This is a genomic window from Hahella sp. HNIBRBA332 (genome assembly GCF_030719035.1).
Lineage (GTDB): Bacteria > Pseudomonadota > Gammaproteobacteria > Pseudomonadales > Oleiphilaceae > Hahella.
On sequence record NZ_CP132203.1, the window covers coordinates 4,332,900 to 4,358,149 of the forward strand.

General features: G+C 58.0%; 26 protein-coding genes and 1 riboswitch. Of the genes, 17 read left to right on the forward strand and 9 right to left on the reverse strand.

What is annotated here, in order from left to right:
- The first annotated feature begins 5 nt into the window (after positions 1-5).
- The 5 genes from O5O45_RS19065 (at position 6) to O5O45_RS19085 (ending at position 2,629) form a co-directional block, all read left to right on the forward strand.
- Complete coding sequence (locus tag O5O45_RS19065; protein WP_127973050.1) at positions 6-371, forward strand: HesB/IscA family protein; 366 nt, start codon at positions 6-8, stop codon at positions 369-371.
- 5 nt (positions 372-376) lie between these two features.
- The gene (gene sufT / locus O5O45_RS19070; protein ID WP_305900941.1) at positions 377-913 is read left to right on the forward strand and encodes a putative Fe-S cluster assembly protein SufT; all 537 of its coding nucleotides are present in this window, start codon (positions 377-379) and stop codon (positions 911-913) included.
- 64 nt (positions 914-977) lie between these two features.
- Entirely contained in the window at positions 978-1,439 is a 462-nt protein-coding gene (locus tag O5O45_RS19075; RefSeq protein ID WP_305900942.1) for a SufE family protein, read from the forward strand.
- Between the two features lie 96 nt (positions 1,440-1,535).
- On the forward strand, positions 1,536-1,928 hold the full coding sequence (locus tag O5O45_RS19080; protein ID WP_305900943.1) for a hypothetical protein: 393 nt from the start codon (positions 1,536-1,538) through the stop codon (positions 1,926-1,928).
- 152 nt (positions 1,929-2,080) lie between these two features.
- Positions 2,081-2,629: a DinB family protein gene (locus tag O5O45_RS19085; RefSeq protein WP_305900944.1), complete on the forward strand. Its 549-nt coding sequence runs from the start codon at positions 2,081-2,083 to the stop codon at positions 2,627-2,629.
- Positions 2,630-2,632: 3 nt separating this feature from the next.
- Here O5O45_RS19085 and O5O45_RS19090 read toward each other — a convergent pair whose 3' ends face one another.
- The 3 genes from O5O45_RS19090 to O5O45_RS19100 form a co-directional block, all read right to left on the reverse strand.
- Positions 2,633-3,181, reverse strand: coding sequence for an NADPH-dependent FMN reductase (locus O5O45_RS19090; protein WP_305900945.1), 549 nt, complete (start codon positions 3,179-3,181; stop codon positions 2,633-2,635).
- A gap of 102 nt (positions 3,182-3,283) precedes the next feature.
- Positions 3,284-3,826, reverse strand: a complete 543-nt coding sequence (locus O5O45_RS19095) for a macro domain-containing protein (RefSeq protein ID WP_305900946.1) — start codon at positions 3,824-3,826, stop codon at positions 3,284-3,286.
- Between the two features lie 107 nt (positions 3,827-3,933).
- A complete protein-coding gene (locus tag O5O45_RS19100) occupies positions 3,934-4,989 on the reverse strand; it encodes a beta-galactosidase (RefSeq protein WP_305900947.1) in 1,056 nt (351 codons plus the stop codon).
- Positions 4,990-5,155: 166 nt separating this feature from the next.
- On the opposite strand from O5O45_RS19100, the gene O5O45_RS19105 reads away from it, so the two are divergent.
- The 4 genes from O5O45_RS19105 (at position 5,156) to O5O45_RS19120 (ending at position 8,764) form a co-directional block, all read left to right on the forward strand.
- Positions 5,156-5,803 (forward strand): hypothetical protein, encoded by a 648-nt coding sequence (locus tag O5O45_RS19105; protein WP_305900948.1) that lies wholly within the window; start codon positions 5,156-5,158, stop codon positions 5,801-5,803.
- 6 nt (positions 5,804-5,809) lie between these two features.
- Complete coding sequence (locus O5O45_RS19110) at positions 5,810-6,298, forward strand: thiol-disulfide oxidoreductase DCC family protein (RefSeq protein ID WP_305900949.1); 489 nt, start codon at positions 5,810-5,812, stop codon at positions 6,296-6,298.
- Between the two features lie 31 nt (positions 6,299-6,329).
- Positions 6,330-6,719 carry a DoxX-like family protein gene (locus O5O45_RS19115; protein ID WP_305900950.1) on the forward strand — a complete coding sequence of 130 codons (390 nt, stop codon included), beginning with the start codon at positions 6,330-6,332 and terminating at the stop codon, positions 6,717-6,719.
- A gap of 239 nt (positions 6,720-6,958) precedes the next feature.
- The gene (locus tag O5O45_RS19120; protein WP_305900951.1) at positions 6,959-8,764 is read left to right on the forward strand and encodes a thiamine pyrophosphate-binding protein; all 1,806 of its coding nucleotides are present in this window, start codon (positions 6,959-6,961) and stop codon (positions 8,762-8,764) included.
- Between the two features lie 30 nt (positions 8,765-8,794).
- Here O5O45_RS19120 and upp read toward each other — a convergent pair whose 3' ends face one another.
- The 4 genes from upp to O5O45_RS19140 form a co-directional block, all read right to left on the reverse strand.
- A complete protein-coding gene (gene upp, locus O5O45_RS19125; RefSeq protein ID WP_127973062.1) occupies positions 8,795-9,451 on the reverse strand; it encodes a uracil phosphoribosyltransferase in 657 nt (218 codons plus the stop codon).
- Between the two features lie 61 nt (positions 9,452-9,512).
- Positions 9,513-10,787, reverse strand: a complete 1,275-nt coding sequence (locus tag O5O45_RS19130) for a DUF1688 family protein (protein ID WP_305900952.1) — start codon at positions 10,785-10,787, stop codon at positions 9,513-9,515.
- A complete protein-coding gene (locus O5O45_RS19135) occupies positions 10,787-12,106 on the reverse strand; it encodes a GTP cyclohydrolase II (protein WP_305900953.1) in 1,320 nt (439 codons plus the stop codon). Before O5O45_RS19135 ends, O5O45_RS19130 begins: the two co-directional genes overlap by 1 nt.
- A gap of 164 nt (positions 12,107-12,270) precedes the next feature.
- Positions 12,271-14,532: a TonB-dependent siderophore receptor gene (locus O5O45_RS19140; protein WP_305900954.1), complete on the reverse strand. Its 2,262-nt coding sequence runs from the start codon at positions 14,530-14,532 to the stop codon at positions 12,271-12,273.
- Positions 14,533-14,811: 279 nt separating this feature from the next.
- Here O5O45_RS19140 and O5O45_RS19145 point away from each other — a divergent pair, with 279 nt between their 5' ends.
- The 6 genes from O5O45_RS19145 (at position 14,812) to O5O45_RS19170 (ending at position 21,461) form a co-directional block, all read left to right on the forward strand.
- Positions 14,812-15,603 carry a siderophore ferric iron reductase gene (locus O5O45_RS19145; RefSeq protein WP_305900955.1) on the forward strand — a complete coding sequence of 264 codons (792 nt, stop codon included), beginning with the start codon at positions 14,812-14,814 and terminating at the stop codon, positions 15,601-15,603.
- On the forward strand, positions 15,596-16,363 hold the full coding sequence (locus O5O45_RS19150; protein WP_305900956.1) for an ABC transporter ATP-binding protein: 768 nt from the start codon (positions 15,596-15,598) through the stop codon (positions 16,361-16,363). The genes O5O45_RS19145 and O5O45_RS19150 overlap by 8 nt, the downstream gene beginning before the upstream one ends.
- A 58-nt stretch (positions 16,364-16,421) precedes the next feature.
- A complete protein-coding gene (locus tag O5O45_RS19155) occupies positions 16,422-17,378 on the forward strand; it encodes an ABC transporter substrate-binding protein (RefSeq protein ID WP_305900957.1) in 957 nt (318 codons plus the stop codon).
- 38 nt (positions 17,379-17,416) lie between these two features.
- A complete protein-coding gene (gene fhuB / locus O5O45_RS19160; RefSeq protein ID WP_305900958.1) occupies positions 17,417-19,384 on the forward strand; it encodes a Fe(3+)-hydroxamate ABC transporter permease FhuB in 1,968 nt (655 codons plus the stop codon).
- A 74-nt stretch (positions 19,385-19,458) separates the two neighbouring features.
- Positions 19,459-20,553: a PfkB family carbohydrate kinase gene (locus tag O5O45_RS19165; protein WP_305900959.1), complete on the forward strand. Its 1,095-nt coding sequence runs from the start codon at positions 19,459-19,461 to the stop codon at positions 20,551-20,553.
- Positions 20,550-21,461, forward strand: a complete 912-nt coding sequence (locus O5O45_RS19170) for a pseudouridine-5'-phosphate glycosidase (RefSeq protein ID WP_305900960.1) — start codon at positions 20,550-20,552, stop codon at positions 21,459-21,461. The genes O5O45_RS19165 and O5O45_RS19170 overlap by 4 nt, the downstream gene beginning before the upstream one ends.
- A gap of 280 nt (positions 21,462-21,741) precedes the next feature.
- Here the strand turns inward: O5O45_RS19170 and O5O45_RS19175 are convergent, their stop codons facing one another.
- Together O5O45_RS19175 and O5O45_RS19180 are read right to left on the reverse strand one after the other, a co-directional pair.
- Positions 21,742-22,290 (reverse strand): response regulator transcription factor, encoded by a 549-nt coding sequence (locus O5O45_RS19175; protein WP_459077244.1) that lies wholly within the window; start codon positions 22,288-22,290, stop codon positions 21,742-21,744.
- Positions 22,253-23,593: a sensor histidine kinase gene (locus O5O45_RS19180; RefSeq protein WP_305900962.1), complete on the reverse strand. Its 1,341-nt coding sequence runs from the start codon at positions 23,591-23,593 to the stop codon at positions 22,253-22,255. The genes O5O45_RS19175 and O5O45_RS19180 overlap by 38 nt, the downstream gene beginning before the upstream one ends.
- A 245-nt stretch (positions 23,594-23,838) precedes the next feature.
- Here O5O45_RS19180 and O5O45_RS19185 point away from each other — a divergent pair, with 245 nt between their 5' ends.
- Together O5O45_RS19185 and ribB are read left to right on the forward strand one after the other, a co-directional pair.
- Complete coding sequence (locus O5O45_RS19185) at positions 23,839-24,114, forward strand: DUF6127 family protein (RefSeq protein ID WP_305900963.1); 276 nt, start codon at positions 23,839-23,841, stop codon at positions 24,112-24,114.
- 150 nt (positions 24,115-24,264) lie between these two features.
- Positions 24,265-24,412: riboswitch (FMN riboswitch) on the forward strand.
- Between the two features lie 119 nt (positions 24,413-24,531).
- The gene (gene ribB / locus O5O45_RS19190) at positions 24,532-25,194 is read left to right on the forward strand and encodes a 3,4-dihydroxy-2-butanone-4-phosphate synthase (protein WP_305900964.1); all 663 of its coding nucleotides are present in this window, start codon (positions 24,532-24,534) and stop codon (positions 25,192-25,194) included.
- Positions 25,195-25,250 lie beyond the last annotated feature (56 nt).

Consider the following 25,250-nt stretch of genomic DNA (forward strand, 5'->3'; position numbering starts at 1 on the left):
CCACTATGTCCGCGCAAACCTTTACGCCTGAAGTGGGATTGCGTATCACCGACGCTGCGGCTCAACACATCCGCAAGCAGCTGAGGCAGCATCCCGACGCCCAGGGTTTCCGCCTGGGCCTCAAAGCCAGCGGCTGCTCCGGCTTCAAATATATCGTGGATCTGGTTAAGGCCCCTTCCGACGATGATCGCAAGTTCGTGCTCGCTGACGACATTCCTGTTTATGTTGACGCCAAGAGCCTGCCCTACATTAATGGCGCTGAGATCGACTTCGTCAAAGAAGGCCTGAATTACGCCTTCAAGTTCAACAACCCAAACGTTGATTCATCCTGCGGCTGCGGGGAAAGCTTTTCCATAAAAGAGGACGCCTGATCGATATGGAAAGAGAGGTTGTACTCACCAAACGGGACTGCGTTGCGCGTCTCGTTCCCGCGGGCACGGAAATCACCATCCCGGCGGATACTTTCGTCACTATCACCCAGGCGCTGGGCGGCACATTCACTGTTGTCGTCAACGGCAATCTGGCCCGGGTTGAGGGCAGAGACGCCGACGCTTTGGGTAAGAACGTCGCCGACTTCAATTTCGACGACATCACGGAAGGCGAAGTCAATGAGCGTCATGTCTGGGAAGCATTACGCGCCGTTTACGACCCGGAAATTCCTGTAAACATTGTTGATCTGGGCCTGGTGTACAACGTCGCCGTCAACAAAGAGGACGGCAAGAATTGCGTCAATGTGGAAATGACCCTGACGGCGCCCGGCTGTGGTATGGGGCCTGTCATCGCCGATGACGTAAAACATAAGCTTACGCTGGTGCCCAATGTGGACGAAGCGCGAGTGGAGTTGGTTTTCGATCCTCCCTGGAGCAACGACATGCTCAGCGAAGAAGCCAAACTCGAACTAGGCATGCTATAAGCTAACCGCAGGCGCCCAGTTCACCGCCTGCAGACGATGAATTACGCAGACAGAACCGATAACCATGACCGCCGTAGATCAAGCCGATATTTTCACCGCCAACCCATTGGGAAAAGACACCACCATCGCAGACATCAAAGACAGTTTTGAGTTTCTGGATGACTGGGAAGAGCGCTACGGTTACGTCATCGACCTGGGCAAGCAGGTCCCTGCTATGCCGGCGGAACACAAAGTGGAAGAAAACTTTGTGCACGGCTGTCAGAGTCAGGTTTGGTTTATTCACTACTTGGACGCCGCATCCGGCAAGATGTACGTCCTGGTCGCCAGCGACGCCATGATCGTACAAGGCCTGGCCGCTGTCGTCATGTGCGCCTTCAACGGCAAATCGCCGCAGGATATCGTCAGCTTCGATATGGATGCGCTGTTTACAGAACTGGACCTGATGCGCCACTTGAGCCCCACACGCGGCAACGGTCTGCGCGCTATGGTGAAAAAAATCCAGGACGCCGCCCGCAGCGCTTTATAGTGGACGGCCAGTTGCGGACGGCTAGTTGCGGACGGCCAGTTGCGGACGGCCAGTTGCGGACGGCTAATCACCCAAGGCGAGGAATCTGTGCACGCCATGAATCTGGTTAAATGGATTTTTGACGATGAGATAGAAGTCGCCTTAAGCCAAGACTTTGATAAGACTCAGCTGACTCAGTTAGGTCTCAAGCTCAACAAAACCTCCAAGCACAGCCGCGCTACGCCAAACGTTTACTACATCCCCTATCCCGCTGACGACGCCTTCAGCCCCACCACTTACGTGTTTACCCACAACGAACGCCTCAGTGATATCTGCTTGCGCCTGCATGCACTCGGCTTCGTATTCTGGGGGACCTTCAAAACGGAAAAGTCTCCCATTGATTACATGCGGGAACTGCAATACCGCGGTGTGCTGACAACGCCTTTTCGCGCACTTAATGCGGGAGAGCAAGAGACAGTAATGATAGATGAGAGACAACGAGGCAAGTAGCCACGACACGACCTCAAGTCAGCATTCTCTCTTTTTATTCGCCCCCCCTTTTTTTTCCCAAACAAATATGCAAAGCCTCGCTCAGGGCGCTTGCCTATGCCCCTGTTCTGCTTAGACTACGAAAAACGACGATAAAAATGAGAGCAGCATTCATGGGATTCAAACAACACTATCAACTTATGGCCGGATACAACCAACGCATGAACAACCAGGTTTATGCGGCGGCCGCAAAACTGGACGAGAGCGTCCTGACGAGAGATTCCGGGGCATTTTTCGGCTCCATCCTCGGCACTCTGAATCACATTATGGTGGCTGATTTGGTCTGGCTGGGCCGCTATTCTTCATTGTCGAACCGTTATCAATCCCTGCAAGGTCTGTCGCAATATCCCAAGCCCAATGCGCTGAATGAGACTTTATATGCGGATTTTAATGCGCTAGCGGAGAAACGACGTCAATTGGACGCCTTGATCATTCGTTGGCTTACCGACGAAGTATTGGAAGAAGACTACGCTCTCAACCTCCACTACAGCAGCATGACCGGCGGGAAAAGCGTGCGTAACTTTGGCGAACTGCTGGCGCACTTCTTCAATCACCAAACGCATCACCGGGGTCAGGCGAGCACACTGCTGTCACAGGCGGGGCAGGACATCGGCGTCACTGATTTTGCAATTGATATCCCAAATCTCGCGCCTTCAGACTGAAGCTCAGTCGTCGGCTTCAGCCTGCGCCTCAATTGCGTCGATGAACTGTTGAAGTCCCTGTAGCAGGGGGCCGGCAATCTCAGGGGATTGCACAATCCCCTCCGCGTCCAGATTGGAGCTGAGCAGAGGCACGGAAACGCAGGCGTTGTCTATGATACGGCCTGACATGGTGGTCACCACTTCGCGTAAAGCCGCCTGGGCGTGACTGGCCCGGGGCGATGTGTTGATGAGCATGACGGGCAAATATACAAACTCCTCGCCGCTCACCAGCCAATCAAGGGCGTTCTTCATAACGCCGCTGATTCCATGGGCGTATTCCGGACTGGCGATAATCAATCCGTGCGCTTGCGCCAATGCGGACTTTAACTCCCTTACGGCGGCGGGTAATTCATTTTCCAGGTCAGGATTAAACAGCGGCAGGTCGCCCAGCCCCTGATAGACTTTCACCGTTACGTCCTTCGGGGCCAATCTGCTTAAGGCCTCTATCGCCGCGGTGTTATAGGAGAGCTTCCTGAGGCTGCCGGAGATGGCCAGAATGTTAAGAGGTTTCACAGTACAGTTTTCCCGTCCGCCGAGTCGAATCCAGCAACGACGCTCTTAACGCCGCGCCTATGAGCGATCTATTCTAACGACTCATGCGGACATAACCAGCCTTCAACCGGTTTTGCGGGATTGCTCCACTCTTCTGGCGAAAAAGTCCTCATAGGTGCGCCGCCAGGTGTCCAGTCCTGCCTCCCAATGCAGGCAAATGATCAGACGCTCAAAGCTGTCAGCGTATTTCACCAAAACTTCCAACCCTTCATGAGCGGCCATAGACTGCGGGGTCTTATTGGTTCCCGCACCGAGGGCGGGAAAAGCAATGGTTTTGACGCCCTGCTCCAGCGCCAGCCGCACCACACTGTGATAACAGTTGGCCAGCAAATGCAGATCAGAACCGCCCCACTGGTCGCCGCCCGTCCATTGTGGCGTCACAGTATGAATAATGTGTTTGGCGGGCAGCTTGAATCCCGGCGTCAGGCAGGCATCGCCCACCTTACATTCCCCCGCTTGAGAACAGGCCGACTCCAAGGCGTCCTCTCCCGCCTGCTCAAAAATCTGCGCGGATAAGCCCCGGCCTTTACTGAGATATTTATGGGCGGGACAAACTATAGCGTCCACCTCCAACTCGGTGATGTCGCCGCATAGAAACTCAATCATTCCACTCACCCCGTGCGATATTGTCTACATGCAACCCTGTAAAACGCTTCTACAAACAAGTATTGCACAGATCGGGGGAATGTCTTTGCAGGATGGCAAACCGATTATCAAGCGCCCGGCTCTCCCTGCACAGCCTCACTGCGGCTGAACCCCTCAATGGATTGGGTGACTTCCGGGTTGCGGTTGCGGGTGATTTCGTAGTTCCAGACTTCGATGTAGCGAATGCCGAGTTTTTTGGCTTGTTCGAACATGCCGCCGTAGCCGCCGGCGCCGAAGCGGCGGCCCTGGTCGGAGCGGCCGATGGCTTGCGCGTATTTGTAGCCGCGAAAGTCGCGGACTTCCTGTAGGAGAGCATTCTGGTAGTTTTCCCGTCCTGACAGCCACCAGACAGCGATGCCCACCCGGTCGCGGTAGTTCTTCTCTATCAGGCGCATGATGCGTTCCGGCGTTTCCACCGTACCGATTTCATGCACTTCGAAAGCGAGGTATTTTTGCGGGAACGCCCGGTAAAAAGAGTCTATGGCTTCTCCCGCCGCGCGCACCCATTTGTCGGGAGTGAAGCCTTGCCGCTGCAGGTCTTCATAGCGGTTGCCGTTGAAATGGCCTTCAATGCCATTGGACGTCGCTTGCGGCACATACACCAGCTTCAGGGTCTCATCGTTTCCGTACTTCTTCCCCAACGCCTCCGCCAGTAATTTCAGGCGTGCCTGCAAAAGCAGATCCCAGTAGGGAACGATGCGGACGCGGTCCCCACGAAAGCGTATTTCCATGGAGCCGGCGCCTTCATCGAACAGCCAGTCCGGCGCCCGGGGTCCCGCCAGTACGGCAAGCGACCATAACTTGCCATAGCGACGAACGCCCTGCAGCTGCGCTTCGATGGCGGAGAAATCATAGTGGCCGGGTTTGGGCTCTATATCCGACCAGAACACTCTGACCAAGCCCCCTTTCACGAACGCCGGACGTAATGAGTCCGCTTCCTTACCTACCACATGGCTGCTGAAGATGCCCCGCGGCGGCGCGCTTGTTTCTTTATCCTGCGCTGGCGCCTTCAATGACGTGGACGCCTTCTGCGACGCGACGACAGCGTCCTCTGACCAAGCGGAGGACGGGATCAGTCCCGCCAATGCCGACAAAAGAATGATGAGTTTTCCAATCTGTTCCATGACAGCGCTCCTGTCTCCATCCGTTATGTCAGATTCTGCAACCGGCATCCTGCAAAATAAAGCGCTACGGCGGGTTGTTAAGGGGATTTAATGCCGGGCTTTGTCGTCTCATAATAGTCGGGCATACTGACGGCATATGACCGCAATCACCTCTCCAAGGAGTTTTATGGGGACTTTTTCCTACAGGGCGTTCAAGCGTAGATTCGCGTCGTTGCCATGCATGGCTGCGCTGAGCGCGCTGACGCTCTTCACAGCAGTCGCCCATGCCGAGACCATCGCGACGGGCGAGATGGGCCAATGTCAGGGGAGCGTTGAATTTAACATCAAGGCGCTAACGTTTCGTCTTGCACACAGTGAAGTTTTTTATTGCGGCGCCACTCAAGAAGAAACAATCGCGTTGTTGGAGGCTGCGTTAAAAGCGTTGCCTGACGACGCCCGGATTGAATATCTCGTCATCGGCAGACTGATCGATTACGACTGGATCGGCGCCGCCCTTGTCGCCAAAACAATGCAGGATAAAAGCTGGAACGCCGCCCAGGCGCGCCCTCAAATAAGCGCAGAAAATGGACCCAACGCCTATGCCTATGCCTATGTGGGCGCCATGCTCGCAGACGAACCTTTTGCTTCCGTTTGGAACAGGGCGTTGAAACCTCGTGGGCTGGGCATCGCCGGCGCCAGCATTGAAAAACTGTTGATCAGCGGCCCGGACGTGCAGCAGAGCCCGGCCTGGGTCCCCTCACAAAAGGGCTATCCTTTCGATGCGATTCTGTATTACCGCCTGCGCCCGTTGAGCGCGTCTATTGCAACGGAGTAGAACGCCATGATTCAACCTACGACGCCTCAAACCAATATGCCTCCCTATATGCAGAGCGACGACCGGGTCGTCCTGTTCGATGGCGTCTGCAAACTCTGTAACGCCTGGTCGAAATTCCTGATCAAATACGACCGACGCAGACAGTTTAAAATGGCCTCTGTGCAATCCCCCGAGGGACAGGCGATCCTGACCTGGTTTGACATGCCCCTGGATCGTTTTGACACCATGCTTTATGTCGAAGGCGAGCACGCCTTTGAGAAGTCCGAGGCCTTCCTGCGCATCATCGCGCAGTTCCCCCCGCCCTGGCGCTACCTGAAAGTTTTTCGTATTCTGCCGCGCTTTCTGCGGGACTGGGGCTACGATCTCATCGCCCAGAACCGTTATTCCCTCTTCGGCAAGTATGACCATTGCCTATTGCCTACGCCGGACCATAACAGCCGTTTTCTGCAGGGCGCCCAAGCACCGTCTATAGCCAAACACACAACGCATGAATGACCTAACGCAAGCGGACAGGAACGCACTCATAATGGATGTACTGCGACGTATTCACTGGGTGGCGCGCCTCAGCGTGGCCGGCGTCTTTCTTTATCATGGCCTGGTTCCCAAAATACTGTGGCTCAGCCCAACGGAGCTGGCCATGATTGAAGCCCAGGGCCTGGGCCAGTATGCGCCGCAGATCGCCCTGGCCGGCGGCGTGGCGGAAATCATTCTGGGGCTGCTGATTGCACTGCCGCTGCGCAGCCGCCTTCCGCTGCTGGCCGCTGGCGTCGCGCTGGTCGGCCTCTTGGCGGATGTAGCGTTATTTTCCCCGGGCTTATTGGTGGACGCCTTCAACCCGGTGACCGTCAATCTGGCCACCCTGGCGTTGGTCTGGATCGCCTGGATAAGCAAAGAGAGTCACAAAAATCACTCGTAAGCGGAAATTATTTTTCTCCCACCCTGGATTTCCGCCTGCTTTTGCTATGCTGATAGGGATAAAAAAGCGCCTGATGTCTGTGAGTAGAGTTTGTTGGACGCGTAGATAGTTTCGACAAGCCCGCTAGTCCCCGCCAAGAAAGACGCCGCACCGATGGGCTCCGCGCAGATATGCCGGAAGCTGGGCCCTGGTGGGGTTTCGCGCCTGTTGTTTAACTTTTTCAACACAGGACAACGCCCATGGAATCAAAACCCCTAATTACACAAACTGGTCAGGCCAACGCGATCAGTTGCGCAGAATTAATTGTTAAATATCTCAGTCTGTTAAAAGTGCCCTACGTATTCGGCGTATCCGGCGGCAACATCGACCCTCTGGGCTGCGCTCTCACCCGCCATGAGGAAAATACCCATGTACGCTGGATACTGACGCGCTCCGAAGCCGGAGCGGGCTTTATGGCGGATGGCTTCGCCAGGGAGAGCGGCGTCATCGGCGTATGCAGCGCGACCTCCGGCCCAGGCTGCACCAACTTGTTAACGCCCGTGAGCAACGCCTTTGTGGACAGCGTTCCCATGCTGGTTATCACGGGACAAAGCACCATCAGCACCTTCGGCCGCGGCGCCATGCAGGAAAGCAGCGCTTCCGGCGTCGACACCATCCTTATGTTCAAGGGCTGCACCCGCTACAACACCCTGGTCTCCCACCCCGAACAACTGGAGCACAACCTGCTGGCGGCCCTGAGTCACGCCACCGGCCCCACTCCCGGACCTGTACATATCAGCATTCCTCTGGATATTTTCGAAACCCCGATCCCATCCAGCCGCAACCCCATCTCCCTGCATACGTTTCTGGGTCAGGAGATCACCCCGGACCGAATCGTGCTGCAACGTCTGAACACTATCTTGCGGGGCTATCAGCGCGGCGTCATCGTCATCGGCAACGGCTGCGCCGGCGCGATGCGGGAGATTCTCTGTTACGCGGAGCGGCGCGCCTGGCCAATCGTCACCACGCCCATGGGACGGGGCCTGATGTCCGCCGACCACCCTCTCTATCGGGGCGTGTTCGGCACGGCGGGGCATGAATCAGCCCGCAAAACCCTGACGGCGGAGGAAGCGGACATCATTATGGTGGTGTGCGCCAATCTGGATGAGCACGCCACCTGCGGCTGGGACGGCAGCACTATCCTGTCGCGACGTCTGGTGCACATCAACAACAACCCGGAGCACCTCGCCAAATCCCATATGGCGCAACTGAATCTGATGGGCAGCCCACGCATTGTCTTCGACTACCTCAATCAGGAAAACCAGGCCGCTCCCGTCCTGGAAACCAGCGAAGAAACTCTCCCCGCGCTACGCAATGAAAACAACCTGCCCAAAAATATCAGCGTGCTGCATATTGAAGACTGCAACACCGACACTACGCCCATCAACCCGCGCCGACTGTTTTGGCGGCTGAGCCAATGCGCGCCCAAAGGCGTGCATCTCTACGCGGACGCTGGCAACGCTTTTTTCTGGGCCACCCATTACTGGCATCCTCGCTCAGCCTCAGTAATTAACGTGAATAAAATGCCGATATCCATGGGGTTCGCCGCCATGGGCTGGGCGATCGGCGCGGCCATCGGCGGCAAGTTCGCCAACCCACATATTCCGGTGCTTTGTATTACCGGCGATGGCAGTTACTTGATGACGGCGCAGGAAATCACCGTCGCCAAGCAGCACAACCTGAACGTGGTGATTCTGGTGCTGAATAACGGTGTGTTGGGCACCGTCATGCACGGGCAGCGCATGCGCGGTATGAAGAGTTTCGGCAATGAGTTACCTCAGACCAACTTCGCTATGCTCGCGCAATCCATGGGAGTGGAGTCCTATCGCATCAGAGACTTTGAAGAACTGGCGCGTCTGGACATTGCATCCTTGTTTCAACGTCAGGGACCTGTCCTGCTGGATGTTGTGGTGGACAAGGAAATCCCCCCGCCGATAGGGCAACGCGTTAAAAATCTGGAAGCCTCCCGCCCGGCTCCGCGCGCGCCGACACTGACCAAGGCCTAGCCCTTAAACATCATGCAGGCGGGAGCCGCCTCACTTCGTGCCGTATATCCGATCCCCAGCGTCGCCCACGCCGGGTCGGATATAGGCGTGATCATCCAGATGGCTGTCGATCACTCCCGCATAAACCGGCACGTCCGGGTGTTCTTCACGAAACAGGCTGACGCCTTCCGGCGCGGCGAACAGACAGATAAAGCGAATATCCTGCGCCCCCAGATCCTTGATTTTATGCACCGCCGCCGTCGCGGAGTGTCCCGTGGCGAGCATGGGATCAACGCAAATCACCGTCCGTTGATCCAGATCCGGCGGCATCTTGACGTAATACTCGATAGGCATCTTGGTCTGCGGGTCGCGATAGAGGCCGATATGTCCCACCCGCGCCGAGGGCGACAGTTGCAGCACGCCTTCGGTCATGCCATTGCCCGCCCGCATGATGGTGACGATACAGAGCTTCTTGCCTTTCAATGTCGGCGACATCGTCTTCTCCAGAGGCGTTTCCACTTCCACCAGCTCCGTCTCCAGATCACGGGTGGCTTCGTAGCCGATCAGTACGCCCAGCTCCTGCACCAGCATACGGAATTCCCGGGTTGAGGTGTTTTTGTCACGCAGACTGGTGAGCTTATGCTGCACAAAGGGATGATTGACCATGTACACGCCGGGATGCTTTTCCACTAATGAAGTCATTGTCATAGCTGTCTCTCAACCATTGCTGATATAGATTTGCGGGAAGTCTGGAGCGACTTCCCTCGCCTCAAAACAAAGTGCCGTCCGCGCGGTAACGGATCGGCGGCGCGCCGCTTTGCGAGCGCGCAAAGGCCAGTTTGCGCCCAGCGCTCCAGGTTCCGCCTTCCAGTATTTGCGACATCGTCAGGGCCACGCCACGCTCCCTAAGCTGCGCATTCAAATGCGCGGCGAGCTGATCCACAACGGTGACGGTCATCGCCCGCAACTCCACCACTTCCGGCGCGCCTGGCTCATACTCCGTCGCCGCGAAGGCGGGATCTTTCGGCGCCAGCACACCCATATCCAGCAGTAACCCGCCATTGCGGTATTCCGCCAGCGCCGTCAGCGTATCGACCTCAATCACCTCCATGCCGGCGATGCGCCAGGCTTCCGTCAGCGAATACATCATCCATTGGGAAAGCTTGTGGAAGGGAATGAGCCCTGCGCCCGGCTCATTCGCTCCGACGCCAGGATACGCCCAGACATCGCCGAGCGCGCCTAACTCAGAGTTTCGCACTGGCCAGACGCCGGACAACAGTTTCAGCAACTCACGAAAAGCGAAGTCCACAGACAGACCACCTGCCACTCCCGCTCCTCTGGCTACACCGGCCGCCTCCAGATACAGGGCCAAGGCGCCAAGCCGACCCTCTCCGCCGAAGACGCCCGGCGCGCTCGCCACAACATCGCCCAATCGACGCAGCAAGGTCACCCGTTCCTGCAGACCTATCAGCGGATTACGTTCACTGACTTGAAAGCAGGCCGCCAGTTGCGCAGTCGTCAATCTCCTCAAGCCGTCCGCATCCACTCGGAACGGCATCCCCGCCGAGCACAACGCCCCTTGAGCATAGAGCGCCACGCTGGCGGCTCCCAACCCCTCAGAACGAGATAACGTCAGCCCGCTGGCGGACTCGACATAGCGCCAATCAGCGCCGGCCCCGGCATCCAGCAGCACGCTGATCATAGTCAGTTCCGTCGCCCGCATTTTCAGTTCATTCAGATCGCCTGCGCCATCAGCGATAGGAGACCACCGGTCCACGCCGCCGCAGGAGAAGTGACGCCAGCGGCTGTGTGGCGGTATGTTCAGATCAGGATAATTCTCCAATATGACGGCCATGACATAGTCCGCCGCCGCCTCAACCCGCTCCGCCCGATAGTCATAAGCAAGTAGTTCGCCCGCGCATGCGCGCTCAAAGACCTCGCCGCAGCGCGAGCGCACGGTTTCTGCGCGCCACAGGTGTAATTGCGTTGGCGTATAGACGGACGCTGCCTGCGCCGTCGCGAAATTTTCCTGCAAGTTCGACATCAATAAGCCTCCAGATCCCTGCCGGATTTAGCGCTGAGCGCGTCTTTGGAAAGCGGAGCGCCCGGTGAGAAATAGCCCGCCGCCACTTTGGCGTCGATCTCCACCTTGGCGTCCTCTGGAATCATGTCGTCGGGTATCGTTATGCGATTGACGATCTCGATGCCCTGGCTGGTCAGCGCCTCAAACTTCATGTTGCTCATGGACGCCATATGATCGATGCGAGTCACCCCCAACCAGTGCAACGGGTCCGGCATCAGCGGCTGAAAGCGCATATCCTCAACGCCGGCGATACATTCCGTTCGTTCAAAGTAGGCGTCCGCGCGGTCGCCGCCCACCTGCCGTTTACGGGCGTTGTACACCAGGAACTTGGTCACCTCTCCGAGGGCTCTTCCCTCTTTGCGGTTATACAGGATGATCCCCACGCCGCCACGCTGGGCGACGCGAATACACACTTCGATGCCATGGGTCAGATAGGGACGGCAGGTACAGATGTCCGAGCCGAAAACATCAGAGCCATTACACTCGTCATGCACCCGACAGGCGACTTCCCGCTCAGGATCAACGATAGCCGCATGATCACCGAACAGATACAGGGTCACGCCGCCAATAGGAGGTAAAAACACCGACAAATCCGGCCGCGTCACCAGCTCGGGAAACATGCCGCCGGTGTGCTCAAACATCGCCTTGCGCAAAGTCGCCTCCGCCACGCCCAAACGTCTCGCGACGCCAGGCAAATACCAAACCGGCTCAATGGCGACCTTGGTGACATTGGCTTCGCCGGTCGCCAGCAATATTTTGCCGTCGGCGTGAATCAGCCCTTGCTTCACTGCATATTGAATTTCGGGGATGGCGATACGCGCTTTGGTGACAGCGATGGTGGGACGGATATCCAACCCCTGTTGCAGAGGCGTTTTGAAGTCAGAGGCCACGCGGTGCCCCCAGGGATCGAGAGAGACAATCCTGTCCGCGTCGCTCCATTGCGGGTGCGGCCCCAAATCAATCACCGGTTCGGTATTGGTAAGATCCGGCCGGTGCAGCGGCGATAAATCGCCCTTCGCCACCGCCAGGGCGCGATACAGACTATAAGCGCCGGCATGAGAGCCAATGGTGTTTTTACAGGCGGGATCGGACAGCGTTCCGATTATCGGTCCGCGCTCGCCAATATCCGCAGCCCCCCATTTGACGGGATGTTTCACCCCATTGCGCGTATGCGAGGTCAACGCGATCGCGCGCACTTGCTGGTCTACCCCCATAGCCAAGTCCTCAGCTATCGACGACAGGTCGTCGAGGTTGTAAACCTGATGTATAGCAGATTTCATTCCAATAATTGACCAGGCAGTCAACTAATGAGCATAGCTATTAAAATCAATGGATTGAATAGATTAAAAGCGGCGCAGACGGCAAGGGAGGGCACAAAAAGGAGGAGGATTAAAGACGCCGCTGCGCATTCATTGTGCAGCGGCGCCCGGAGACTGTGCAGCGATCAATAAGTCCAGTTAACCGTCAGCCTGGCGCTGCGGGGGGCGCCATAGTAACTCTGCGCCCAGTACAGACTGTTCAGGTATTTCTCATCCGTGATGTTGTCCAGATTCAAGGTAGCGCTCCAGTTATCCGTAAAGTCATACTTCGCCATCAAGTTGACCAGCATGTAATCCTCCTGAGTGGTGCGGATGGATTCGCCCGCATTCGGACCCGTCGTAGCCACGCCTTGCTCCCTGTAAATGTCGTCCTGCCAGCTCACACTGGCGCCCACTTTCAGCCGCTCCAGTTCGGGAACGCGATAGCTGGAGGACAAACGCAGCATACGCCGGGGCACGTAGGACTTGGCGTCCTCGCCATCTTTGTCTTCGATGGAAACGTAAGTGAAACCGCCCGCCACTTCCCAGCCGGGAGACACTTCTCCGGCGATCTCCAGCTCATACCCCTGACTGGAAACGCCATCCACGCCTTTGTAGTAATTCGTACTGGTTCCAGGATAAACGCCCGCCACTTCCGCGACGTTATCCTGTTCGGTTTTGAAGACAGCGATGGTGGTGTTGAGACGCTCATTGAACAGCTCGCTCTTCAACCCCGCTTCGATGTTGTCGCCCTTCACCGGATCGAGGCGGTTATGGTCAATATCGTCCTTGAACTGAGGATCGAATATTTTGGTGTAGCTGACATACACCAAATGATTTTCGTGTATATCCGCCACAACACCAGCGTAGGGAACCACTTCTCCACTTTGTGTTTCTTTCTTGCTGTCGCCGTAGGTAACGCCGCTGCTATCCAGGTCCGTCACCCGGAAGCCGGTGATCAAGGTCAGACGATCCATGGGCTTGAGGCGGGTAGCGGCGTACAGGCTTCGGCGCTTGTCGGTGAAATCGCTGCCCGCTACGCCTGCGTTATATTCCGGGTCGGGGTAATCGCCATCCCAATCTTCGATGTCATCAATTTCCGTCCCAATACCTGCGCCATATTTGGACTCGTCCCACACTTCGGATTTTGACCAGTTCAAACCGATCACCGCTTCGTGCTCCCGTCCTCCCAGGGTGAATGGCCCTGTCGCATAGACATCGGCGATCCACTGCTCATTATCGAAGCCATACAAACTTGGATACGCGTAAAGATCAGACCCGGGCGTATCCGGATTAGGCGTCCCGTATACATAAAACAGCTTGGTATCAGCTTTGACTTGCTGCCGGGTAACCACGCCTTTGATACGCCAGCCGTTGGCGAAGTCATGCGCCAGCTCAACAAAGGAGCTGTCGATACGGCCATCCCAATACGCCCAATCCGTCGCCGTACTGACCGACGCATCGTAATTCGTCGCCGAACCATCCGTCCGGTACAGTGGCAATGCGCCCCACATTGGGCTGTTGGAGAGCGTATCCTGGCGACTGTGGCCCAACGTCAGCGTGGTGCTGTCATTCAAATCGGCCTCCACCACGCCATAAAAAATGGTCTTTTCCTGCTCATAGCGATCCAGATAGGACTCTTTATCCTGATAGGACACCACCAGCCTGCCGCGCACTCTCTCTGACTCCAGCAAAGCGCCGGAAACATCCGCGTCGACACGGCGGTTATCCCATGAGCCATAAGAAAGCCCCACGGAAGCCTGAGTGTCCGCCGTCGGCCGCTTGCGCACAAAGTTAACCGTGGCGGAGGGCGTTCCCGTGCCAGTCATGAGTCCATTGGCGCCGCGAAGCACCTCAATACGGTCGTATATTGCCGTATCAATATCGCCGTACAGGTTGCCGTATACGAAAGGGACGCCAATGCCATCGAGCTGGAAGTTGGTGATATCAAACCCTCTTGCCGTAAAGTAGGTGCGGTCGGTTTCCACCTGCTCCACGGTGACGCCGGGACTGTACGCCAGCACATCGTTGATATCCGTCAGCGCAAAGTCCTGCAGTTGCGTTCGGGTGATCACCGACACCGACTGCGGGGTCTCCCGCAGCGACATGTCCATCCGCGACGCCGTATTGCTGGCGCGGGTTGTGTAAGACCCGCTGCCTTCCGTCGGGGCGACGCCGCCAGCCTTAGCGTTTACCGTCACCGGCTGCAACACCTGTACGTCATCGCTATCTTCCGCCGCGACGCCTCCTGAGGCCAGCAACCCCAGCGACAACGCCGCCACCCAATACGCCAGTCCGTTGGCGACATAGGGCGGCGCGTGACGGACAGATCGTCCGGCGCTGCAAGTTTGGGAAGAGATTGGGAATAAACGGGGCGCAAATTTACCGGGGCTACGGTGCGTCGCCATACTGCGGGTTCCTCTCAGGTAACAATTAGTTCAGCAGACAAGCAGCTTCCGGCTAATTGTCTGAAACGATAGGATCTGGATGGCGTCCGGGCCAATGCGGCAATGCATTATTTGATAATCTAAACGCAAATCATTATCATTTGATTTATTTTTCGCGTCAACCTGCAGGGAAACGTCGCCGTAACGCAGTTTCAATTCGGCGACCTAACTCCCCCAGGTATCGGCGACATTGAGTAAGCCATCATTCGCAGCCATTAACTCGGACAGTCCAATCACCCCGTGAGACCATCATCGCCCACGCACAACTGTCAGCCCGGCGCAGCTTTGGTTCCGCTGGATGCGCTGCTGCGCGCCGCCGCGCTGGCGCACCCCGCGCTGACGGGAGAGATTGGCTTTGATAACGCGGGCTTGATTCGCGCCAAGGCTGATAACCAGGAGATTCTGACGCAATTACACAGCTACTGGCGCGATGCCTGCCCCGAGGCCGGCGCCCCATACTGGGCCGTGCGCAGTTGGACCATGCTGGTATGGCAACCGACCTTTCTTGCCGTCGCAGCGGTGCATCTGGTCGGAACCGCCGCGCCTTTATCAGAACTGGGGCAGAAATACGCCCAGGGTGTAGTAGCCGGCTTCCGCATGCCGCCTGTCGCAACGCCATCCGACGCCGTCGAACGCCTGATCGAAGTCAGCGGCGCAGAGCTGGCGCAAGTGTGCGAAATCTTTCTTAATCAGCTAAACCGCATCGCCAGGGTAAAGCCGCTGATCGCCAAACGCCTGGTTGCGGACAGTCTGTTATCCGCCCTCGCCCGCCTCAGCCTGCTCGCTTCCCCTCCCGACAACCAACAGATACAGCAATGGGCGCAAGCCTGGCTGAAGGCCATGGATCTTATTGGATACAGCAACCTGACGCCCATTGCGCTGTGTAACGGAAGACTGCAACTGACCCTGGACCGCAAAGCCTGTTGCCTGCACTACCTGCGGCAGGACGGCGAACTGTGCGCATCCTGCCCGAAACAAAAACCGGAAGTGCGCGTACAGCGACTGACGGAAGAGTGGAACGCCTATGCTTGAACTTGAAGATATCCGCGTGCGCCGCGATGGCCGTGACATTCTGTCTCTGCCCCAGCTGTCTCTGGACCCGCGCCGCTTCAACGTTATCCTGGGGCATAACGGGTCTGGAAAATCCACCCTGATCAATTTGCTGGCGCGGCAGATCCAGCCGGACTCCGGCGTCATCCGGCTGCAAAACCGTCCTTTGAATGATTACTCGCAACGGGATCTGGCGAGGAATATCGCGTTTCTGCCGCAAAATCTGCCGGAAGTCGCCGGCCTCAATGTCAGGGAGTTGATACGCCTGGGCCGCTTTCCCTGGCGAGGGACATTTGGACGCTGGCGTCAGGAAGATACGGCGATTATCGAGGCGGCGATGGCGCAGACGGACGTGTCCCGCTATGCGGAGCACCTGACGGATCAACTGTCCGGAGGCGAACGCCAGCGCGCCTGGATCGCCATGCTGTTAGCCCAGCAAGCGCCGCTGTTAATGCTGGACGAACCCACTTCCGCTCTGGATTTATCTCATCAATACGAAGTGATGGGGCTGTTGCGCCGCCTCAACCAAGAACATGGACGCGGCGTTGTCGTCATCCTCCACGACGTCAATCTGGCCGCCCGTTTCGCAGACCGCATCGTGGCGCTGAAACAAGGGCGACTGGCGTTCGACGGCGCGCCGGAAACACTGCTGTCCGCGTCTCTGTTAGGAGAGCTGTACGGCATTGATATTGATCTTGTCGATCACCCGCGCCAGGACGGCAAAATCGCGGTGGTGGCATGACGCTAATGACTTCTTACCGCAATTCAAGTAACCCTTCGCCTTTCATTTGGGTATGCCCATGATTTTATTTTCCGATCTGATTCGCCCTTCCCGTCGCCCGCTCACGCGCAGCAGCGCCTTCATCGCTTTCGCCACTATCCTGGCGCTGACGACCAGCGTCTGCGCCCAGGCGCTTACCATTACCGACAGTCGCGGCGAGCATGAATTCACGCAAACTCCGCAACGGGTCATCGCGCTGAACTGGTCCATGGCGGAAAATCTGGTGGAGCTGGGCGTCACGCCCATCGGCGTCGCCGATATCAAGGGTTATCAGGAGTGGGTAGTGCGACCGCAGCTGGCGAATTCCATCACTGACGTAGGCACGCGCTCCGAACCTAACCTGGAGCGCATTGCGGCCCTGCAGCCGGATGTGATTCTGCTTTCCAGCATGCAGGAAGGCATGGTGGAAAAACTGGAGCAAGTGGCGCCGGTACTGTTTTTCGACTCTTTCCGCGCCGACCACGATAACTTCGATGTCTCCCGGCAGATCTTCCTGCAACTGGCCCGTCTGTTCGACAAAGAAACGACAGCGAAGCAAAAGCTGGACGCCATGGACGCCCGCTTTGGCGAACTGCAGGCGCAACTGAAGGCGCACTATCACGGCGACTTGCCCAAAGTGGCGGCAGTGCGCTTCACCACCCCCTCGGTCCTGCGCATCTTTGGCGACAACTCCATGGCGCAAGCGGCCATGACCAAACTGGGACTACAACCCGCCCTGCCACAGCCGGCGACCCAATGGGGCATCACGCAGAAAAAGGTGACGGACCTGGGGCGCATCAAAGACGGCGTGGTGATTTACATCGAGCCTTTCGAGCAAGCGGACGATCTATTCTCCACGCCATTGTGGCGGGCTATGCCCTTCGTTCGCAGCGGACGCTTCGCCGCCGCCCGCTCCACCTGGACTTACGGCGGACCGCTGTCGGTGCGATATCTGGCGGAGTCCATCACCGACGCCTTATTAACGCTAACGCCGTGACCAAACCGGATCAGCTTATCGCTACAGGTTGAAGTCGTATGCGCCGCTATCTGGTCACCCTGGCGTTATTGCCGGTTCTGCTGTTCGCCTACCTGCAACTCAGCTCACCGCCGCCGCTCAACGTGCAATGGACGTTGCTCAGCGGCGGCGCAGCCGTGGAGTTTGAAGACTTTCAGTTCTTTTACGCCACCCTGCCCCGCGCCGCGCTGGCCTTGCTGGTTGGCGGCGCCATGGGATTAGTCGGCAGTCTGTTGCAACAAATCACCCAGAATCGCCTGCTCTCCCCCATGACCCTGGGTGCCGCTTCAGGAGCCTGGCTGGCGCTGGTCTGCGCCAGCGTCTGGGCGCCTGCACTGATGGCGGACTATGGCGCCTGGATCGCCATGGCGGGCGCCAGCCTTTCCGTCACGCTGGTGTTATTGATCGCCGGCAGCGGAGGTCTTGCCGGATTGCCCGTCGTGCTGGCGGGCATGGCCGTCAACATTCTGCTGGGCGCGGCAGCTTCCGCCATCGTGCTACTCAACGACCAGTATGCGCGTAACCTGTTCATCTGGGGCGCGGGCGACTTAACGCAAACAGACTGGAACTGGGTGATCTGGCTCGCGCCCAAACTAAGTATCGCCCTGCTGATCCTGCTGTTTGCGCATCGCCCCCTAACCTTGCTGCGCCTCGGAGAGGCCGGGGCGCGAGGACGCGGTATGGGCGTTTTCGCCACACTGGCGTTGCTGCTTCCCGCCGCGCTTTGGCTGGTGGCGTGCTCTATCACAGCGGTAGGAGTTATCAGTTTTATCGGCCTGCTGACGCCCAATCTCGCTCGCGCCCTGGGAGCGCGCCGCGCCGGCGATGAGTTAGCCTATAGCCTGTTACTGGGCGGACTGCTGTTGCTGGCGACTGACGCCATCGCCGTGCTGGCCAGCCAATGGACAACCGATCTGGTTCCCAGCGGCGCCGCGGCGGCGCTAATCGGCGCGCCTGGATTAATCTGGTTCACACGCCGCAAGTTAACCGCCGCCGATCATAGCTCTCTACAACTGCCCGCCGGCGTGATGAAGTTATCCAAAACCGTTCTGATCATGCTGGCGCTGGGCGTGCCTGCAACAGCGGCGATAGCGTTGCTATGGTCTCCAGAAGGGGCCGGTTCCGTCAACTGGCGCTTTGGCTGGCCGTCTGAACTGGTTTTCTCCCTGCGCTGGCCGCGCATTGTCACCGCGGCGGCGGCGGGGGGCGGCATGGCCCTCGCGGGCGTCATCCTTCAGCGGCTGATTCGCAACCCCCTGGCAAGCCCGGATATTCTGGGCATGTCCGCCGGCGCATCACTGACTTTAGTGCTTTCCGTGTTGGCGTTTGGCGGCTCAATCTATCAAGCCGGGCCATTGATCGCTTTCGCCGGCAGCCTGGGCGTTCTTTTGATTCTGTTACTGTTGGGACGTCGACATCACTATGCCCCTGGCGTGATGGTGCTGACCGGCATCTCCCTGGCGGCGTTGATAGACGCCCTGGTGCGTTTCGCCCTGGCCAAGGGCAGCGACAGCGCGTATTCAATTCTGGGCTGGATGGCCGGCTCCACTTACCAAACCACCGACGGTAAAGCCTGGCTTCTGCTGACCGGCGTTATCGTCCTCGCCACGTTATGCGCGCTTTGCTCCCGCTGGCTGACATTGATCTCCGCTGGCGATCAGGTCGCACTGGCCCGTGGTCTGAATATCAAACGCGCCCGTCTGGCGCTACTGTTTCTGGCTTCCCTCGCCTGCGCGCTGGTCACGGCAGTGATGGGCCCCGTCGCCTTCGTAGGCCTGCTCGCGCCTCACATGGCCGCCATGCTCGGCGCCCGCAAAGCGCAGCAGCAGTTACTTCTCGCCATCTTGTTGGGCGCGTTGCTGATGATTCTCTCCGACTGGCTGGGACGCACGCTGTTGTACCCAGCGCAAATGCCCGCCGGCGCAATCGCCTCTTTGCTTGGCGGCGGCTACTTCATCTACCTGCTGACACGTCGACGCGCCGCTTAAAACGATTTTCGCTTGCCTGTTGGCGAAATACCGGTAGACTAACAAACAAATGTTAGACATACGGACATTTGTTTGTGATAACCGAACGCGAACAAGAGATCCTGGATTTAATCCGCCAGGACCCGCTCATCTCTCAACAGGCCCTGGCCGATCGTCTGGGCGTCAGCCGCTCCGCCGTGGCGGGTCATATTATGAACCTCTCCAACAAAGGCGCGATTCGCGGCAAAGGCTATATCCTCGCGGACAATCCCTACGTTGTGGTGATTGGCGGCGCCAACATGGATATCCTCGGGCAGCCCAAAGACAAACTGCTGCCCCGTGACTCCAATCCGGGGCATGTCAGCTGCTCTCCCGGCGGCGTCGCCCGCAATATTGCGGAAAACCTGGCGCGACTGGGCCTGGACGTGCGGTTGATCGCGCCGCTGGGCAAGGACGTATACGGGCAGACGCTGCTGGAGCAAGGCCTGCAATGCGGCATCGACATGCGTCATTGTCTGCAGCTGGACGACGCCGCCACCTCCACCTATCTGTCAGTGCTGGACGCATGCGGCGACATGTCCGTCGCCATCAACGACATGCAGATTCTGGATCGTCTCAGCGTCGAATACCTGCGCAGCCATGCCGATATGATCCGGCGCGCCAGCCTGCTGATCGTCGACGCTAACCTGTCCGCCGGCGTATTGGAGTACCTGCTCAGCCAGTTCCCTGATCTGCCGATATTCGCGGACCCTGTGTCTGGGCCCAAGTCGGACAAGTTACGCGGGCTGCTCGACGCCATCCACACATTCAAACCCAATCTGGCGGAAGCGAAACGCCTTTCCGGGATGGACGCCGAGGATGACGGACAGTTATCGCAGCTGGCCTCCTGGTTTCATCAAAAAGGCGTGCAGCGCGTTTGCATCAGTCTCGGCGCCCAGGGCGTTTACGTCAGTGAATCCGGCCGTCACCAACTGTATCCGCCGCCGCCAATCCAGCCGGTCAACGCCAATGGAGCCGGCGATGCGTTTCTCGCCGGCCTCGCCTATGGCTGGCTGGCGCAGTGGCCCACGCCCAAATCCGTTAACTTCGCCATCGCCGCCTCGGCGGTGGCCATGTCGCACCAGGCGACCATCAACCCGAATATGTCCCTGGCGACTGTGAACCGTTTACTAGAGGAAGCTTTTTTATGAATACTTATCTGGACGTATCTCCCGAAGTACAAGCCGCTCTGGCGGCCGGCAAACCGGTCGTGGCGCTGGAGTCAACCATCATTTCCCATGGCATGCCCTGGCCGCAAAACGCGGAAACAGCATTGCAGGTGGAGCAGATCGTGCGCGACAACGGCGCGGTTCCCGCCACTATCGCCATCATCAAAGGCCGCCTGAAAGTCGGTTTGAGCAAAGAAGAGATCGAATACCTGGGCCAGGCCGGTTTGAGCGTCACCAAAGCCAGTCGTCGTGACATTCCCTTTATCGTCGCCCGTGGCGGCGACGGCGCCACCACTGTCGCTTCAACAATGATCCTGGCGGCCATGGCGGGAGTCAAAGTCTTCGCCACCGGCGGTATCGGCGGCGTGCATCGCGGCGCCCAGGAAACCTTTGATATTTCCGCCGACCTGCAGGAACTGGCGCACACCGACGTGGCGGTCATCTGCGCCGGCGCCAAATCCATTCTCGACCTGGGCCTGACCCGGGAATATCTGGAAACTCATGGCGTGCCTCTGGTGGGCTATCAGACGTCCACCCTGCCTGCGTTCTACACCCGCGACAGCGATTTCGATGTGGATTATCAATTGGATACGCCAGAGCAGATCGCTTCGGCGCTGCAAGCCAAATGGGCAATGGGCCTGCGCGGCGGCGTGGTGATCGCCAACCCGATCCCGGAAGCCTACGCCATGGACCGCGCCAAGATTGACCAGGCCATCAACGCCGCGTTGACGGAAATGGAAGAGAATGGCGTCAGCGGTAAAGACTCCACGCCGTTCCTGCTGGCGAAAGTCGCGGAAATTACTGGCGGCGACAGCCTGAAAGCCAACATCCAGTTGGTGTTCAATAACGCAGCCCTGGCGGCGCGCATCGCTGCCGCCTACTACGCTTAAATTCTTTATCTACGGAGTGGTTTGTCGGCGCTCGTCAAACCGCTCCGTCTGATCCTTTTCAGCCTGCCGATCTAAGCCATTCCGGGTGCGACAATTTGCCGTCTTCCCGACAGCGGCCCACTCCTTCTAAACTTCCCATCACAGCAAGGTACAGAGCGTCCGGCGTAAACTCCCCTTTGCGCAGTTCCGGTCGCATTCCTTCCCAGGGTCGTTGCTTGTCCGGCTTCACGGTGGGCCTTCAACGTCCCGAACACTCTGCGGAAACTTTATCGCCCGGCCATCAACGCCGGGCGGGTTTTTTCTGTAGTTTCCGCTGCAAAGTACGGCGGTGCATGTTCAGCGCTCTCGCCGTCGCTGAGATATTGCCTTCATTCTCCTGCAACACTCGTTGAATGTGCTCCCATTCCAGGCGCCGCACGGACAGCGTCGCATCCGTATCCACTTCAGACTCAACCGGCGCTTCTTCGCGGGATTCGCCAAAAGCGGCCAGCAATTCCGTCGCCGTCACCGGTTTGCAGAGATAATTCAACGCGCCGCGTTTGATCGCTTCCACTGCGGTGGCGATACTGGAGTAGCCCGTCAACATCACTACCTGTAACTGCGGCTGGCGTTGCAGCATCTCGGTGAGCAGTTGTAGACCGCTATCCCCCGCCAGATTCAGATCCAGCACCGCCCGGCTCGGGCTACTGTCTTCCAGGTGAGCCAGCGCCTCGTCACCACAACTGGCGGTGAGCACAGACTCACCGCGTCGGCTCAGAGAGCGGGCCAGAGTTTGCAGAAAAACCTGATTGTCATCGATTAATAGCAGCGGCGTATTCACCGTTTGGATTTCCTTGTGAAAGGGTCGCATTCTCCCCGTCGCAGCGCGCGCCCTGCGGCATCGGCAACAGGATTTCCGTAATAGTTCCATCAGCGGCGTCGAGCAGACTCAAACTGCCGCCCAGGCGTTCAATGGTGGAGTGGGACAAAAACAATCCCAGACCATTACCGCCTTCCCGCATAGAAACAAAAGATTTGCCCAGATTCTGTCTTACCAGCGCCGGCAGACCCGGGCCTTTGTCATGGATGCGCAATAACAGTTCGCCATCGCTCAGACACGCATCCATTACCGGGTCCTCCGCGCTGGCTTTAGCGGCGTTATCGAGCAGATTCAGAATCGCCATATCGAGCATTTCTTCTGAACGCACTTCCGCCTGTGGATTCTCAATACTCGCCAAACGCAATGACCCCGCAGGATGCAACAGGGAGAATTCCTCACGCAGGCGCTGCACGAAGCCTTCCAGGGATTCGCTGCGCACCACGCCGGTACGAATGTCCTCCGCCTGACGCATCATTGAAGACAGGGTCTGTTTGCACAAATCGATCTGCGTCGCCATGGAGCGCAGATCCTCCTGGGCCTGGGCATCCGCCACATCATGACGTAGATCGTCCACCAACAACGCCAGGGTTCCCAGCGGCGCGCCAAGTTTATGCGCAGCGCCGGCGGCGAAGATAGCCGTCGCCACCAACCGCTCGTCGCGCAGCATCTGTTCCCGTTGCGCGGCGATCTGCTCACGCTGCCGCCGGATGGCCAGGGTCAGCGGCGCCACGACAATCAGCAGCAAGGCGACGGACAACAAAAACGTCAGCCACATCCCCGCCAGATGCAAGCGCATGAAGTTCTGCAAACCGTCCGGACGACTACTGGTCAGCGCAACGAAGTCCTGCGTCAACGCAAAATAGATACTCACGCAGACCGTCGCCAGAATCAGGCTGGACTGCCATCCCAGCAACGCAGCGCCCATGGCCACTGGCATCAGCAATAATGAAATGAATGGATTCGTATGTCCGCCAGTGTCATGCAGAAACCAGCCCAGCAACAAAGTGGACGCCAGAAGCACCGCCAAATAGCGCCCGGTGGTCAGCTCCCTTATCCGTATGGAAGCCAGACAGGTTAACGCGGTGATCGCCAACTGCGCCGGCATGACCGCCCAGGGCAAACGCGGTGGCAGCTCCAACCGCCAGTGGCCGCTGAACAGGGCCAGCAAAGCCACCAATGAGATGGACTGCATGGCCAGATAATAAGCCAGATAGCGCAGACTATCGCGCTGTAACGGCGTAGACAGCCAAGCGAAATATTTTGTTGTGTTCATAACGATCAAACCCCGGAATTGTGGGCATGATACCACTTGCCAAGCCGTCCGCGCCCAATGCGACATTTTGCCGCACTTCGATGAATTTCACCTCCACAATATACCCCTGCGTTTTTTGGTCGTTTCGATGGATAAGCTGCAACATAGCCCTCTCTAAGAAAGGGTGCGCGAAGAACGCAAACGAAGAAGGAATTTCGATCATCAATGCAAGTCATCGATACGCCAATACACCTCAGGAGGAGAACATGGACACCTCAAAAGCCCAACTCATGGTGAGCCTCGCTCGGGAGGAACTGGATGCGCTGCTGGACTGCGCAGCGGAGAAAGGCGCCCGACGGGCGCTGCTCGATCTAGGTCTGACAGGAGAGGACGCTTTTTCCGATATCCGTGAACTACGCGCGCTGCTGCAAGCGCTGCGACACGCCAAGCAGACCGCCTGGCATACGCTGATCCGGCTCGGCACCACCGGGCTGATTCTAACGCTGATGGGAGGGCTGGCGGTGAAGTTTCAACTGCTGTAACCCACCGGCTTTGCAGTAAAGACGTCCCCTGACCGCTAACGGTGCGGGCGACCTTCGTCGTTCAGGCCGCCCGCCTCTCAGATTGAACATTGTGAACCTGTTTCCGCTGGGGTATCCTGCCTCCGCTTTTTTAAAGCGCACATTTAATCAACTTATTCTCAGGGCAGGGTGAAATTCCCTACCGGCGGTATGTCCCCCAGTGGACGAGCCCGCGAGCGCCTGCTGTCGTTCAGCAGGGTCAGCAGATCCGGTGAGAGGCCGGAGCCGACGGTAACAGTCCGGATGGGAGAGAATAAGGCCAATGTCGCAGCGGGGCCGCGGATTTCACCACGGCCTGTTGCGGTCGTACGCCTGTTGACCGGTGTAAGTCGGTCGTATTCCCACAGCCCTGATTCTGGTAACTCAAATGGAGAACCCATGAATCAGCCACAAACTTCTTTATTAGCGCCGTTCGGCGATGCTATTACCCGGGTGGAAAAAGCCCTGGAAGCCATTCGCAATGGTCAGGGCGTCCTGCTGGTGGACGATGAAGACCGTGAGAACGAAGGCGATCTGATTTACGCCGCAGAAACGCTGACCGAGCAGCAAATGGCGCTGTTGATCCGCGAATGCAGCGGCATCGTTTGCCTGTGCCTCACTGATGACGTTATCCGCCGCCTGCAATTGCCGATGATGGTGTCGGAAAACTCCAGCAAAAACGGCACCGCGTTTACGGTCACCATTGAAGCGCGCGAAGGCGTCAGCACTGGAGTCTCCGCCGCGGACCGGGTCACCACCATCCGCACCGCTATTGCTGACGACGCCAAACCGGAAGATCTAGCCCGCCCGGGTCACGTTTTCCCCTTGCGCGCACAACCCGGCGGCGTGCTATCCCGTCGAGGACATACGGAAGGCACGGTTGACCTGATGCGTCTGGCGGGCTTGAAGCCCACTGGCGTGCTCTGTGAACTGACCAATCCCGATGGCACGATGGCGCGCCTGCCGGAAATCGTCGTATTCGCAGAGAAACACGCCATGCCGGTCTTAACTATCGAAGACTTGGTGAAATATCGCACAGGGACAATGGGTCAAGCGGTTTAATCACCCGACGCCGCGAACCTGTCTCAGACGGGGCCGAATGGCTCCGTCTACTCCGC